Here is a 13,700-nt window from a genome sequence, read left to right as displayed (position 1 = left end):
GCACACCGCAACGACTTCGTCTCCATTGAGGGATCACGTTATGAACCGAGATCGTCACCCGCTCCGTCGTCCATTCACGGGCCTTGCCCGACGCTTCGTCGCCGCCATCGCCGCAACGATCGTCGCGACCCTGCTGCCCGTCTTGCCGGCAGTGGCCGCCGTCACCGTGGATCAGCAACCCTTGATCATCAAAAAACCCCTGCCCCCGAATATCGTGCTGATGCTGGACGATTCGGGTTCGATGAGCTGGGACTTTATGCCGGACATCTGCTATCTAAACGGCGTGGATTGCAGTCAAGGCACCATTAATAACGACGCCATGATCGATTCCAGCAACAACGGCGTCTACTACAACCCGACCATTACCTATACCCCGCCCGTCAAGGCCGACGGCACTGCCTATCCCAATGCCGTATCCCTCGTCAGCGCTTGGCTTGATGGCTTCAACCAGGCCGCGGGCTCCGTCGATCTCACCAACTACAATGGCAGCAGCGACACGGGTTACGTGAACTACTCCGCCGCCTCAACCAAAACCGACACCTATCGCAACGTCACCTACGACCAATGTGTCGCCTATTACAAATCAACTCCTAACGCGACCGGGGGCAACTACAACGACAACAAAAAAACCTGCACCATCACATCGACCGAAACTAGCGCATTTCAATACTCCGTCGGACCGGCGGCCGGGCCCTATGTCGTGCATTACGTGGCCGACACGAGTTGCGGGTCTTTGAGCAACTGCGTGCTTGCTTCCGACACCTCGGGCACAAGCGCGCCCTCGGGCGTTCCGGCAGGCCAAAACATCGCCAACTGGTTCGCCTATTACCACACCCGCATCCTGATGGCGAAAAGCGGACTGATGAACTCATTCAGCACGGTAGATCCGACATTCCGCGTGGGTTTCGGCTCGATCAACGGCCAAAACACCGCCAATATTCCGTCGCCCACATACAGCTTCTCCACAAGCACCAACAATTCCAACAAACTGGCGGCGGTTCAACCCTTCGGCAATGGCGCTTCCGGCACCCAAAAAGCCCAGTTCTGGACGTGGTTGGCGGGGGAGAGCCCGAATTATTCAACCCCGTTGCGCGGTGCGCTGAATGCCGTGGGCAGCTATTACCAAACGGCGCAACCGTGGCAAACCAGTACGGCAGATACGACCGAACTCGCCTGCCGCCAGTCCTATACCATCCTGACGACCGACGGCTTCTGGAACGGCTCGTCCCCCAACGTCGACAACGTCGATGGCACCAATGGCACCACCATCACCGGGCCGAACCAGCAGACCTACACATACACGGCAGCCGCGCCGTACGCCGACACCTACGCGAACACGCTTGCCGACGTGGCCATGAAGTATTGGTCCACCGATCTGCGTAGCACGGTGGCCAATGAGGTGCCGACCAGCACCGCCGATCCGGCATTTTGGCAGCATATGGTGACATTCACCCTGGGTTTGGGGTTCACCCCGGTCGGCATCTCGCCCGCCGGAACCACCGTCGATCAAATCTTCAGCTGGGCTAACGGCGGCGCGGCGATCAGCGGATTCAGCTGGCCGCAACCTGCTTCGAATTCCATCAACAATATCGCCGATCTGGCCCATGCCGCGGTCGATGGGCATGGCGGATTTTATTCGGCCACCAGTCCGCAGGCTTTCGCAAGCGGCCTTCAGGATGCACTGCGCCGCGCAACCGAGCGCGTGGGCTCCGGCGCCAGCCTCGCCGCCAACTCCACCAAACTGTCCACGGGCACCACGACGTACCAGTCGATCTACCATACCGGCAAATGGACGGGCGACTTGAAAGCGTTTACCGTCGACCCCAACAACGGCACAATCGCCGCCACCCCCAACTGGAGCGCGGGTACGAACCTGAGCGGCTTGACGCAGTCGACCGCCGCCAGTCGAACGATCTACACCTACAACCCGGCCGGCAGCACGGCCAGCGCCAAATATGTTCCTTTCAGCGACCCCACCAAACTCTCGACCGCCGAAGTGACCGCTTTGGGCGGCAGCACCAACGCACAGGCGATGATCAACTACCTGCGTGGCGACCCCACCTACGAGCAAAGGAACAATGGCACCTATCGCAACAGGACCACGGCGCTCGGAGACATCGTCAACTCGCAACCCGTGTATGAGGGCGCCCCAGATCCCAACCGATTTGTGGGTCAAACCTTTTCCGGCTCCAGCAGTTATGCCGCCTTTGCCTCAGCCCAAGCGGGCCGCACCCCGGTCATTTTCGTGGCGGCAAACGACGGCATGCTGCATGCGTTCAATGCCAGCACCGGTCAGGAAACCTATGCCTATATCCCCGGTGCCGTCATCACCAACGGACTCTCCACGCTCGCCAATCCCAACTACGGAACGACGACGCCGCACCAGTTTTTCAACGATGGGGAGTTGACGATTGCCGACGCCTACTTCTCGTCTAGTTGGCATACGGTGTTGGTCGGCACTACGGGGCGCGGATCGGCCAAGGCCGTCTACGCGCTGGACGTGACCGATCCAACCAATATCCAGTTCCTGTGGGAACGTTCGGCCGGCGATGGTTTGACCAACAGCGGCGACATCGGTCAAATCACCGGAAAACCGATTATTGCGCAGACTGCGGACGGTACTTGGTCCGTACTGTTAGGCAATGGTTATAACAGCACCACAGGCATGGCCGCACTCCTGAAGTTCGATCTCCAGACCGGTGCGCTAACCGCCTATGCCACCGACACAAACACCAATAACGGCCTGGCAGCACCGGCGGTATGGATGGACAACCTCGGCAATGGACTCAGTACGACCGCTTATGCCGGGGATCTGCTGGGGCGTGTCTGGTCCTTTGATCTCACCGCGGCAAATACGGGCAACCTCGGCACGAAACTGTTCACCGCCACCGATTCCTCGGGCAATGCGCAACCGATCACCGCCGGGATGCTCGCGGGCAAGAACCCGACAACAGGGGATATCTGGTTGTTCTTCGGCACCGGCGAATACCTGAATTCAACGGATCTAAACGACAAGAGCACCCAGACCTGGTATGGATTGATTGCTCAGTCGGGCACCGCCTCGATCGTGAGCAACCTGTTGAGCCAAGGCCGCTCCTCGCTGGTGCAGCGCAGCATTATCGGCGAGGTTGCCCCGACCTCGACCACCCTCGGCGCGCGCGCCTTTACGCAAAAACCCGCCACATCGGATATGGCCGGGAAGTCCGGCTGGTACATCGACCTCACTTCGCCACTGAATGGCGCCGAAGGCGAACGGATGGTCACGCCGAATCAGTTCCAGGGCAGCCTACTGATCGGCACCTCCCGCATCCCCCAGGCCACAGACGTCTGCAACCCCTCCGGACGCGGCTGGATCATGGCGCTCGATCCCTTTACGGGCACCAACCCATCTTCGGTATTCTTCGATACCACCGGCGACGGTAAATTCGACAGCAGCGACACCATTACCATCAATGGCAAAACCTATCCGGCCGGGGGGGTTGGCTTCAACGCCCTGCCAAACAACCCGATTTTCGTCGGCAACACCATGCTGGTCAGTTTTGACAACGGCTCAACGAGTAGTATTGCGACAGCCGGTAGCGTGGGCACGCTGAACCGCGTCTCCTGGCGTGAGATTGTCCAATAATGAACAAGGAAATACGCATGCATGAGCTTTCATCGATCCCAGGGATGCCTCGCTCCTCAGTACGTGGGCGCGGGTTCACCCTCATCGAGCTGATGGTGGTCGCGGCGATCATCGCGATTATCGCGGCCATTGCCTACCCTTCTTATATCAATAGCGTGGTCAAGTCCAAGCGTTCGGCGGCCGAAGCCTGCCTCTCGGAACATGCGAATTACATGGAGCGGTTTTACACGACCAACTTGGCCTACGACAAAGATCGTGCGGGAAAAAGTATTGGCACACTTCCCGCCCTCGGCTGCGACACGGACGGTGGCATGGCGGACAACTATAGTTTCTCGTTCGTCACCAATTTCCCCACACAATCGACCTATGCGATTCAAGCGATCCCGAAACTGGCACAAGCCAGCCGGGATAAGAAATGTGGCACGCTGACTCTCAATCAGGCGGGCACCCGCACCGTCAGCGGCTCCGGTACCGTGGCCGATTGCTGGTAAACACGCCATGCTTGAAGCAGCCACACCATCGATGCGCAAGGACAGGTAGGTAGCGGAGCGACCAACCCACCCGGCGACGAAGCAGACATCGAGGGCGTCGGAGGAGAGCGTCAGGGAGGATGCACCATATGCTGGACCGCGATTTCAAGGAAATCGGTATCGATCGATCACCAGTGCTGCATCCGGGGTGGGCGCACACGGGCCTGACCGCCATCGAGCTGATGATCACGCTGACCATCGGCTTGGTGCTCATTGCAATCGCCATTCCAAACTTCAGGCACATGACGGCGCAAAACGCCCTCGCTACGTCGGCCAATCACTTCAACCGCGCGCTAACCTTTGCCCGACAAACTGCCGTAAGCCGCAACGCACCGGTCACCCTGTGCGCCGGGAACGCCCAAGGTTGCTTCGCATCGGCGAATTGGAACTGGGCCAAAGGCTGGCTCGCGTTTATTGACCGGGACCACGACGGTGTCCTGGATGGCGGAGAGTCGATCCTGAGCACAGGCACACCCTTTAGCGATAACGTGGTCATTGCAGGAAATTCACCCTTCAAAAAACCCATCGTGTTCATGCCCATGGGGCAGGGCGAGCGTGTGTCCGGCGCCTTCGCCGCCGGACGACTTCGGGTCTGTGTACCCAGTGCGATCGAGAACAATGCCCGTGACCTCGTGCTTTCCATTTCCGGTCGGGTACGTGTTGAGCGCGTCGATCTCCACGGCCACTGCTCATCGCCCTGAACCCCATGCCTGGTGCCACGGGCGCCTGTATCCTGTGCAGGGATTCCGATCCACCATGCCCCACACCGAACCGCCCCCAGCAACACGCGCCCGATCACGGCTTTGACTGCTACAATAGGCGACATTTTCATCGCCCAAGCAGTGACCCGATCCCGTGACTGACTACAAATCCACCCTCAATCTCCCCGATACCCCGTTCCCCATGCGCGGCAACCTGCCCCAGCGCGAACCGGAACGCCTGGCCCGCTGGCAGGAACAGGAACTCTATGCGGCCATTCGCGCGGCCAGTGCCGGGCGCCCGAAATTCGTACTGCACGACGGCCCGCCCTACGCCAATGGCGACATTCACATCGGTCACGCCGTCAACAAGGTGCTCAAGGACATCATCGTCAAATCGAAGCAGCTGGCCGGCTTCGATGCCCCTTACGTGCCCGGCTGGGACTGCCATGGTCTGCCGATCGAACTGATGGTCGAACGCGAGCATGGCAAGCCGGGCACCAAACTCGACGCCAAGGCGTTTCGGGCGGCCTGCCGCAGCTATGCCGACAGCCAGGTGGCACGACAGATGGCCGACTTCGTCCGCCTGGGCGTGCTGGGCGATTGGGACAACCCCTACAAGACGATGAACTTCGCCACCGAGGCCGACATCGTCCGAGCCCTGGCGGGCATCGTGGAGCGCGGCCATCTGCATCGGGGCGAGAAGCCCGTCCACTGGTGCGTGGACTGCGGTTCCGCCCTGGCCGAAGCGGAAGTGGAATACCAGGACAAGCAGTCCGACCAGATCGACGTGGCCTTCTCTGTCGTGGATTCCCAGGCCGCCCATCGTGCATTCGGCCTCGATGACGCGACGCCCGTCTCGGTCGTCATCTGGACCACCACGCCCTGGACGCTGCCGGCCAACCAGGCGGTCGCGCTCAATCCCGAGCTCGATTACGCCCTGGTCGAACTCGATGACGGCCGGCGTCTGATCCTGGCCGAAGGCCTGCGCGAATCCGCGCTCGGCCGGATGAAGCTTGGCGGCACCGTCCGCGCCACGACGCCGGGATCGCAGCTGGAAGGCCTCCATCTGAAGCACCCGTTCCTCGATCGGCAAGTGATGGTCATCCTGGGCGATCACGTCACCCTGGACGCCGGTACCGGTGCCGTTCACACCGCGCCCGCGCACGGCGAGGACGACTTCAAGGTCGGCCTGCGCTACAACCTCCCGGTGGACAATCCCGTCGACGGCAGCGGGCACTTCCTGCCGGACACCCCGCAGGTCGGCGGCCTTTCCCTCAAGGAAGGCGGCAACCGCATCCTCGAGATCCTCCGCGAATCCAGCGCCCTGCTGGCCCATAGCCGCTTCACCCACAGCTACCCGCACTGCTGGCGGCACAAGACCCCGCTGATTTTCCGCGCAACCGGCCAGTGGTTCATCTCAATGACCCAGAACGGCCTGCGCGAACAGGCCATGACCGCCATCGAAGACGTGCGCTTCGTCCCGGCCTGGGGCGAGCAGCGTATCGCGGGCATGATCGAGAACCGGCCGGACTGGTGCATCTCGCGCCAGCGTACCTGGGGCGTGCCGATCTGCCTGTTCGTCGACAAGCAGACCGGCCAGCCGCACCCGAACACGCCGGCCCTGATGCAGCAGGTCGCCGAACGTATCGAGCAGACCGGGATCGATGCCTGGTTCGATCTCGATACCGCCGAATTGCTGGGTGCCGAAGCCGACCGCTACGAAAAGGTCACCGACACGCTCGACGTCTGGTTCGATTCCGGGGTGACCCATTGGTCCGTGCTGACCCGCCGTCCCGAGTTGACCTGGCCGGCCGACCTCTATCTGGAAGGCTCCGATCAGCATCGCGGCTGGTTCCAGTCATCCCTGCTCACGGCCGTCGCACTCAAGGAAACCGCACCCTATCGCGGCGTGCTGACCCATGGCTTCACCGTCGACGGTCAGGGCCGCAAGATGTCCAAATCCCTCGGCAACGTGATCGCGCCGCAGAAGGTCATCGACAAGATGGGCGCGGACGTGCTGCGCCTCTGGGTGGCTTCGACCGATTTCTCGGGCGAAATGACCGTCTCCGACGAAATTCTTCAGCGTGCAGGCGATGCCTACCGTCGCATCCGCAACACCGCCCGCTATCTGCTGGCGAACATCAACGACTTCGACCCGAACACCGACTGCGTGGCCGATGCCGATCTGCTGCCGCTGGACGCTTGGCTGCTCGATCACGCGGCGCAGTTGCATCGGGACGTGCTGGCCGATTACGCCAACTACGACTTCCATACCCTGATCGCTCGGGTGCATCACTTCTGTTCGATCGAGCTGGGCGCCTTCTACCTCGACATCGTGAAAGACCGTATCTACACCGGCCAGAAGAACGCCCGCATGCGGCGTTCGGCCCAGACCGTGATGTGGCGGGTGATCGAAGCCATGACGCGCTGGATCGCGCCCGTGCTCTCCTTCACGGCCGACGAGTTGTGGGGCTTCCTGCCCGCCCTGGCGTCGCCGCGCCCGGCCTCCGTGTTCCTCGCAACGCACACCGACGACCTGCACAGCGTCCTGCGTGACGAGGACCGGGCCTTCTGGGCCAGCATCATCGCCCTGCGCGACGTGGTGAACCGCCATGCCGAAACGGCCCGGAACGAAAAACGGATCAAGGGCAATCTGACCGCCCGCGTCACCCTGTACGTGGATCCGGCCCTGCAGGGCTTCCTGGCGCCGATCGCCGACGAACTGCGTTTCGTGCTGATCGTCTCGGAACTGGTCATCGACGCGCTGGATGCGGCACCCAAGGATCTGGCGCCCGAGGAATTGCCGAACGGCACCGAGGTCGCCGTGTCGATCGCCGCCGCCGAGTCGCCGAAGTGCGACCGCTGCTGGCACCATCAGGCCGACGTGGGCAGCCATGCCGCCCATCCGACCCTCTGCGGTCGCTGCATCGAGAACATCGACGGCGATGGCGAAAAGCGGGTCTGGGCATGAGTACGGACATGGACACAGCTAAGCACATCGACACGCAGGATCATCGCCCCGGCCGCCTGTACTGGGGCAACCTGAATTGGTTGTGGCTGTCCCTGATCGTGATCGGTACCGACTGGGCTACCAAGTGGGCGGCCACCCACTTCCTGACGTTCGCCACGCCGGAGGCGATCACGCCTTTCTTCAATCTGACCCTACTCTACAACCATGGCGCGGCATTCTCGCTGCTGGCACAGGCCAGTGGCTGGCAACGCTGGGGATTCGCTACTCTCGCCGTACTGATCGCCGGCGGGCTGCTGGTGTGGCTGCTGCGGATTCCCGGCAGACAGGCCATCGTTCCCAAGCGTCGAGGACTGATCCTGATCAAGTTCGCCATCGCCCTGATCATCGGCGGCGCCATCGGCAACCTGATCGACCGGGTGTTGATCGGTTATGTCGTGGATTTTCTGGACTTTCACGCCTTCGGCTATCACTGGCCCGCCTTCAACGTTGCCGACTCGGCCATTACCATCGGCGTGATTCTGCTGCTCGTCGTCGAAATCCTACCGGCCAAAACGCCCAGTCGGGCTCAGGGAGCGCGCTCCTCATGACCGCGAGCACACCCGACCTGCCGACCATTCAACGCGGTACCGCCGTCGTTCTGCACTATGAAGTCCGTCTGCCCGACGACCGGGTGGTGGACTCTACCTTCGATGCCGAACCCTTCGCGTTCACGCTGGGAGACGGCAGTTTTGCCCCCATGCTGGAGGAGGCGTTGATCGGCCTGCCTCTGTGTGAACGGACCCGGATCCTGCTGACCCCGGAATACGCCTTCGGCAACCCGGACCCCGACATGGTGCACGAACTGCCCCGTTCGGATATCCCGAACCATCTGACGATCGCCATCGACGATGTGGTGGAATTCAGCCTGCCGAGCGGCGAACCCGTGGCAGGCACCGTCCGGGCTATCAACGAAGACACGCTCACCGTCGACTTCAACCATCCCCTGGCCGGGCTGAACATCCAGTTTCTCGTCCACGTGCTGGCGATCGACGGCCAAACCTGCGAGACCCCCGAATGAAGATCCAGCTTGCCAACCCCCGCGGCTTCTGTGCCGGCGTCGACCGCGCCGTCGAGATCGTCGACCGGGCGCTCGACCTGTTCGGCGCGCCCATCTACGTGCGCCACGAGATCGTGCACAACCGGTATATCGTCGACAACCTGCGCAGCAAGGGCGCCATCTTCATCGAGGAATTGAGCGAGGTGCCGGACGAGGCCACACTGATCTTCTCGGCCCACGGCGTCTCCCGCGCGATCGAGGAAACCGCGGCGGCCCGTGGCCTGAGGATTTTCGATGCGACCTGCCCGCTGGTCACCAAGGTGCACATGGAGGTCGATCGCCATGCGCGCGCAGGGCGGGACGTCATCCTGATCGGTCACGCCGGCCACCCGGAAGTCGAGGGCACCATGGGGCACTTCGACCCCAAATACGGTGGGCGGATCCATCTGATCGAACGCATCGGCGACGTGGCCCGACTGGACCTCCCGCCCGGCAAGGGTCTGGCCTACTCGACCCAGACGACGCTCTCCGTGGACGAGACCCAGGCAATCATTGCCGCGCTGCGCGAGCGGTTTCCCCATATCGAAGGACCGCGCAAGGACGACATCTGCTACGCCACGCAGAATCGTCAGGACGCGGTGCGCGCCCTAAGCGACGAATGCGACGTGATCCTCGTCGTCGGCTCCAAGACCAGCTCCAACTCCAATCGTCTGCGGGAGATCGCCGAACAGGCCGGGATCGCCGCCTACCTGATCGATGGGGCGGAGGACATTGCCGACGACTGGTTCGGCGCCTGCGAGCGTGTGGGTGTGACGGCCGGCGCCTCGGCACCGGAAATTCTGGTCCAGCAGGTCATCGAGCACCTCAAGCTCCGGTTCGCGGCCACCATGGAGGAAAAACCGCCGCTGGTGGTGGAGAATATGGTGTTTGCCGTACCCAAGGCATTGCGTCCCGAACACAGCAGTAAGGCCTGACCTCGTGAACGTCATGGCCCTGGTATCGATATGAATGGTTTCGCCTATGTCTTGAAAGGTTTCGGCCTGATGTGGCGACCGGGCATCCGCCGGTTCACCCTCATTCCGCTGGCCATCAACAGCCTGCTGTTTGCCGCTGGCACCTGGGCAGCGTTGCACTATGCCCACCAGTGGCTTGATCACTTGCTACCCGGCTGGCTGACATTCCTCAACTGGCTGATCCTGCCGATTCTGTTCATCGGTCTGATGATCGTGGCGTTCTTCACCTTCACGCTGGTCGCCAACTTCATCGCCGCACCGTTCAATGCCCTTCTGGCTCAGAAGCTGGAAACGCAATTGACCGGTCGGGCGCCGCCGGAGGACACGACACCGCTCTGGGTGATGGTGGTCAAGACGCTGGCCGCGGAAACCCGCAAGCTCCTCTACTTCGCCCTGCGCGCGATACCGCTGCTCATCCTGTTCCTGATTCCCGTGCTGAATCTGGCCGCGCCCTTCCTCTGGTTCGCCTTTTCGGCCTGGATGATGAGCCTGCAGTACCTCGATGCGCCCGCCGGCAATCATCAGGTGGAATTCGGCGAACAGCGGCGCCTGTTGCGGGCCATGCCGGTGACGAGTTTTGGTTTCGGCGCTGCCATGACCGGGATGACCCTGGTGCCCGTGCTGAACTTTCTGGCACTGCCCGTCGGGGTGTGCGCGGCAACGCTGATGTGGGTCGAGCAAGGCAACGCGGCCCTGACCACGCGAGCAATCAAGACCGAACAGTAACGCGTGCCAGCTCAGGGTTTGTCGTTTGTCGTTTATCAGCGGCCGGATTTGCCCCCGCGCCCGGACGGCGCTCCGGCGGGCTTCCGGGACGCCTTCGCACCGGGCCGGGCACCGGTATTCGCACTTGGCCCGCTCTTGCGCCCGGTCGGTTTTGCCGCCGCCTTGGCGGCCGGACGCGCCGGAGATTTCGCTGTCTTGCTTGAGGCCGTGCCGGCACCGCCGCCTGCCGCCGCCTCGGCACGGGCCCGACGCTCGGCATTGGCCGCCGATTTGCGCTTCATGCCGGCAATCTGGCGTTCTGCCTTCTTTTCCTTGAACCGTTGCAACGGGGTCCGATTGTCGTACTTGCCCTCGTAGGGATTGCTGTCCGTGCGGAACTCCAGACGCACCGGCGTCCCCATCAGATCGAACTCGCGGCGGAACCACCCTTCGAGATAACGGGAATAGTTGCCCGGCAAGCGATCGGTCTGCTTGCCATGGATCACGATGATCGGCGGGTTCACCCCACCCTGGTGGGCATAGCGCAACTTGATCCGCCGACCGTGAATCAGCGGCGGCTGGTGCGCGAACACCGCGGCCTCGAGGGAACGGGTCAGCACATTGGTGTTGATGTCGCGCATGGCCGCTGCGTACGCGGCGTCCACGCTTTCGAACAGATGGCCCACCCCCGTGCCGTGCAGGGCGGAGATGAAATGCATCTTGGCGTAGTTGATGAAGTTGAGCTTCAGATCGATCTGTCGCTTGACCTCGTCCCGCGCGTAATCGGTCATGTTGTCCCATTTGTTGATGGCGATGACCAGCGCGCGGCCCCGATCGTGAATGAAGCCCAGCAGGTGCTGATCCTGCTCGCTGATCCCTTCGTGCGCATCGCAGACCAGGATCACGACGTTGGCCGCCTCGATGGCCTGCAGGGTTTTCACGATGCTGAACTTCTCGATCATCTCCGAGACGCGCGCGCGCCGACGCACCCCGGCGGTGTCGATCAGGGTGTAGTGCTTGCCGTTCTGCTCGAAGGGAATGTAGATACTGTCGCGCGTGGTGCCCGGCTGATCGAAGGCCAGCACCCGATCCTCGCCGAGCAGACGGTTGGTCAGGGTGGACTTGCCGACGTTCGGACGGCCGATCAGCGCGACGCGAATCGCGCCCTCCTCCAGTTCGGGCTCGTCCGCGATGATGATCTTGCGCGTGGCCATGAGCGCGAGCACGCCTTCCCAGACCGCGGCAATGCCCCGACCGTGGGAGGCCGTAGTGAACACGGGCTCCCCAAGACCCAGGCGCGCGAACTCGGCCTGAACCAGGGATTCGTCGACGCCGTCGACCTTGTTCACCACGAGCAGGATGGGCTTGCTGGAACGACGCAGGCGCTCGGCGATCTCCTGATCCGCCACCGTCAGGCCAGCCCGCGCATCCACCATGAACACCACGCAATCCGCCTCCTCGACTGCCGCCCAGGCCTGATCCTGCATCAGCGCCTCGATACCGCCCCGTTCGCCGGTCAAGCCCCCCGTGTCGATCACGATGAAATCCTGATCCTCGTGCCGTGCCGTGCCGTACTGGCGGTCGCGGGTCAGTCCCGCGTAATCCGCCACGAGCGCGGCGCGCGAACGGGTCATCTGATTGAACATGGTCGACTTGCCCACATTGGGGCGGCCCACAAGGGCAATTACAGGTTTCATGAGTTTTTCCAGGAAGTTGTCGAGGCACGCCGATCAAACGGACGGCGGCCTGAATCATGGCGGGATTATCTCAGTCTTGCGGTGGGATTGTCGAAATATCCACCGGACGCGACGAAACCTGCCACCCCTTCACCCCGTACGCAAAGTCGCCCACCCATCGGTTCTGCCGATGCTGCAGCCGGGCGGACCAGCGCAGAACCTCGTCGCTCGGCCACTGCGCCAACCAGGCATCATCCATCTCGATGGCGAATTGTGCCTGCCAGCAGGGCACCTCGCCGGCACGCTTCGGGGAAGAAGCTGACATGGAAAACCGCGGACCATAGGCCACGCCTCGAACGGCCACGCTGCCTTGGGGGCCCTGATAGCGCAGCGCGTCCAGATGCACCTCGGCCCGCCGCAAGGCGTTCAGGAGGTCCATCAGCGCCGGCTGGGCGCGATCGTGTTCCAGCGCGGACCATAACGCATCCGGGGTCGCCACTGCGGGCGGCGTTACAGCGAGCGTCGGGATGCGTAGCCCAAGATCGACCAGTCGCTGAAGCACGTCGGGCTCGGCATCGAAAATGCCGAACGTCACCTGCGACGCGCCGAGTGTTGTGGCTACCGATCGCGCCGCACCAATGGACACCGATCCGATCAGGTCACGTAGCTTACCGGCATGATGGGCACTCTGCCGCAATCGGGCCTGCACATCATCCACCAGACCGCGTTCCGTCGGTCCCACCCAGCCCAGGCGCCGGACATCCACGCCGACTTCGCCCAAGATACCGGCAAATGGCGTGCTGTCGCCCGTCGCCGGACTGATGTGCAGATCGAGATCGATACTGCTCCGACCGAATCGCCAAGTAGACGACGGGGTCTTCACGGTCCAGGCGGGCAGGTTCAGGGCCCCCTGCCAGCGACCGGACCGGGGATCGTACGTCAGGTGTGCCGAGCCGCTTTCCGGCCCGGACCGGGGCAGTGCCATCTCCCAGGTACCCAGCCAGCCGACCAATCCACTCAAATGCCAGGGGTCATCGGGCCAACGGAACATCTGGATCGGACTATCGGGTGCCATCGACAGGGAGAACGTCGCCCAGCCCCACTGCCGCTGCCCCTGATCGGACGACCAGCCCACCGGCCGAATTCGCACCGTGAGCCCGGCCCGGATCGACGGCGCGCTATCCGCTTGCGCCGTCCAGGTGATGCGATAGCTGCGCTCGTAGGCACCGCCCCCGAGGCGCTCCAACCGCCATCCGGCGTGTGCCCGAGCCCACACGGCCAGCGATTTGTCGATCTGTACCGCCGCCTGATAGGGCAGGACGTACGCCCAAAGCAGAAAAATCAGAATGGCGAGGGGCGCCATCCGCCCCAGAAGTCGCCAGAAAAAACGCTTCGACGGATCAGGATCACTGGCCGAACGCCACCGAATGCCCCCACCCATGC

Annotated in this window: 10 protein-coding genes; 8 read left to right on the top strand and 2 right to left on the bottom strand. The window is 62.7% G+C overall.

From position 1 onward, the window contains the following. Positions 1–40 precede the first annotated feature (40 nt). From A9404_RS09525 to cysZ, 8 genes are all read left to right on the top strand, one after another. Positions 41–3,625 carry a pilus assembly protein gene (locus A9404_RS09525; protein WP_066100786.1) on the top strand — a complete coding sequence of 1,195 codons (3,585 nt, stop codon included), beginning with the start codon at positions 41–43 and terminating at the stop codon, positions 3,623–3,625. A gap of 17 nt (positions 3,626–3,642) precedes the next feature. Then, the gene (locus tag A9404_RS09520) at positions 3,643–4,116 is read left to right on the top strand and encodes a type IV pilin protein (RefSeq protein ID WP_231880896.1); all 474 of its coding nucleotides are present in this window, start codon (positions 3,643–3,645) and stop codon (positions 4,114–4,116) included. A gap of 128 nt (positions 4,117–4,244) precedes the next feature. Beyond that, positions 4,245–4,856: a GspH/FimT family pseudopilin gene (locus tag A9404_RS09515; protein ID WP_082922876.1), complete on the top strand. Its 612-nt coding sequence runs from the start codon at positions 4,245–4,247 to the stop codon at positions 4,854–4,856. A 154-nt stretch (positions 4,857–5,010) separates the two neighbouring features. Continuing rightward, positions 5,011–7,827: an isoleucine--tRNA ligase gene (ileS, locus tag A9404_RS09510; RefSeq protein ID WP_066100780.1), complete on the top strand. Its 2,817-nt coding sequence runs from the start codon at positions 5,011–5,013 to the stop codon at positions 7,825–7,827. 8 nt (positions 7,828–7,835) lie between these two features. Then, positions 7,836–8,414, top strand: coding sequence for a signal peptidase II (lspA, locus tag A9404_RS09505; protein ID WP_066100777.1), 579 nt, complete (start codon positions 7,836–7,838; stop codon positions 8,412–8,414). Beyond that, positions 8,411–8,884, top strand: coding sequence for an FKBP-type peptidyl-prolyl cis-trans isomerase (locus tag A9404_RS09500; protein ID WP_066100774.1), 474 nt, complete (start codon positions 8,411–8,413; stop codon positions 8,882–8,884). The genes lspA and A9404_RS09500 overlap by 4 nt, the downstream gene beginning before the upstream one ends. Continuing rightward, positions 8,881–9,837, top strand: a complete 957-nt coding sequence (gene ispH, locus A9404_RS09495; protein WP_066100771.1) for a 4-hydroxy-3-methylbut-2-enyl diphosphate reductase — start codon at positions 8,881–8,883, stop codon at positions 9,835–9,837. The genes A9404_RS09500 and ispH overlap by 4 nt, the downstream gene beginning before the upstream one ends. A gap of 30 nt (positions 9,838–9,867) precedes the next feature. Continuing rightward, positions 9,868–10,602 (top strand): sulfate transporter CysZ, encoded by a 735-nt coding sequence (gene cysZ / locus A9404_RS09490; protein ID WP_066100768.1) that lies wholly within the window; start codon positions 9,868–9,870, stop codon positions 10,600–10,602. A 35-nt stretch (positions 10,603–10,637) separates the two neighbouring features. Here the strand turns inward: cysZ and der are convergent, their stop codons facing one another. Together der and A9404_RS09480 are read right to left on the bottom strand one after the other, a co-directional pair. Further along, complete coding sequence (gene der, locus A9404_RS09485) at positions 10,638–12,278, bottom strand: ribosome biogenesis GTPase Der (protein WP_066100765.1); 1,641 nt, start codon at positions 12,276–12,278, stop codon at positions 10,638–10,640. 70 nt (positions 12,279–12,348) lie between these two features. Then, complete coding sequence (locus A9404_RS09480; RefSeq protein ID WP_156521301.1) at positions 12,349–13,698, bottom strand: hypothetical protein; 1,350 nt, start codon at positions 13,696–13,698, stop codon at positions 12,349–12,351. Positions 13,699–13,700: the final 2 nt, after the last annotated feature.

Origin of the sequence: Halothiobacillus diazotrophicus (genome assembly GCF_001663815.1) — a bacterium.
Classification (GTDB): domain Bacteria; phylum Pseudomonadota; class Gammaproteobacteria; order Halothiobacillales; family Halothiobacillaceae; genus Halothiobacillus; species Halothiobacillus diazotrophicus.
The sequence above is the reverse complement of the archived record's forward strand: the minus strand, read 5'-3'. Positions and strand labels throughout refer to the sequence as shown.

Excerpts from the sequence above, each read along its gene's own strand:
- A9404_RS09525 (WP_066100786.1), top strand. The coding sequence starts at position 41 with ATGAACCGAGATCGTCACCCGCTCCGTCGTCCATTCACGGGCCTTGCC.
- A9404_RS09520 (WP_231880896.1), top strand. The coding sequence starts at position 3,643 with ATGCATGAGCTTTCATCGATCCCAGGGATGCCTCGCTCCTCAGTACGT.
- A9404_RS09515 (WP_082922876.1), top strand. The coding sequence starts at position 4,245 with ATGCTGGACCGCGATTTCAAGGAAATCGGTATCGATCGATCACCAGTG.
- lspA (WP_066100777.1), top strand. The coding sequence starts at position 7,836 with ATGGACACAGCTAAGCACATCGACACGCAGGATCATCGCCCCGGCCGC.
- A9404_RS09500 (WP_066100774.1), top strand. The coding sequence starts at position 8,411 with ATGACCGCGAGCACACCCGACCTGCCGACCATTCAACGCGGTACCGCC.
- ispH (WP_066100771.1), top strand. The coding sequence starts at position 8,881 with ATGAAGATCCAGCTTGCCAACCCCCGCGGCTTCTGTGCCGGCGTCGAC.
- cysZ (WP_066100768.1), top strand. The coding sequence starts at position 9,868 with ATGAATGGTTTCGCCTATGTCTTGAAAGGTTTCGGCCTGATGTGGCGA.
- der (WP_066100765.1), bottom strand. The coding sequence starts at position 12,278 with ATGAAACCTGTAATTGCCCTTGTGGGCCGCCCCAATGTGGGCAAGTCG.
- A9404_RS09480 (WP_156521301.1), bottom strand. The coding sequence starts at position 13,698 with ATGGGTGGGGGCATTCGGTGGCGTTCGGCCAGTGATCCTGATCCGTCG.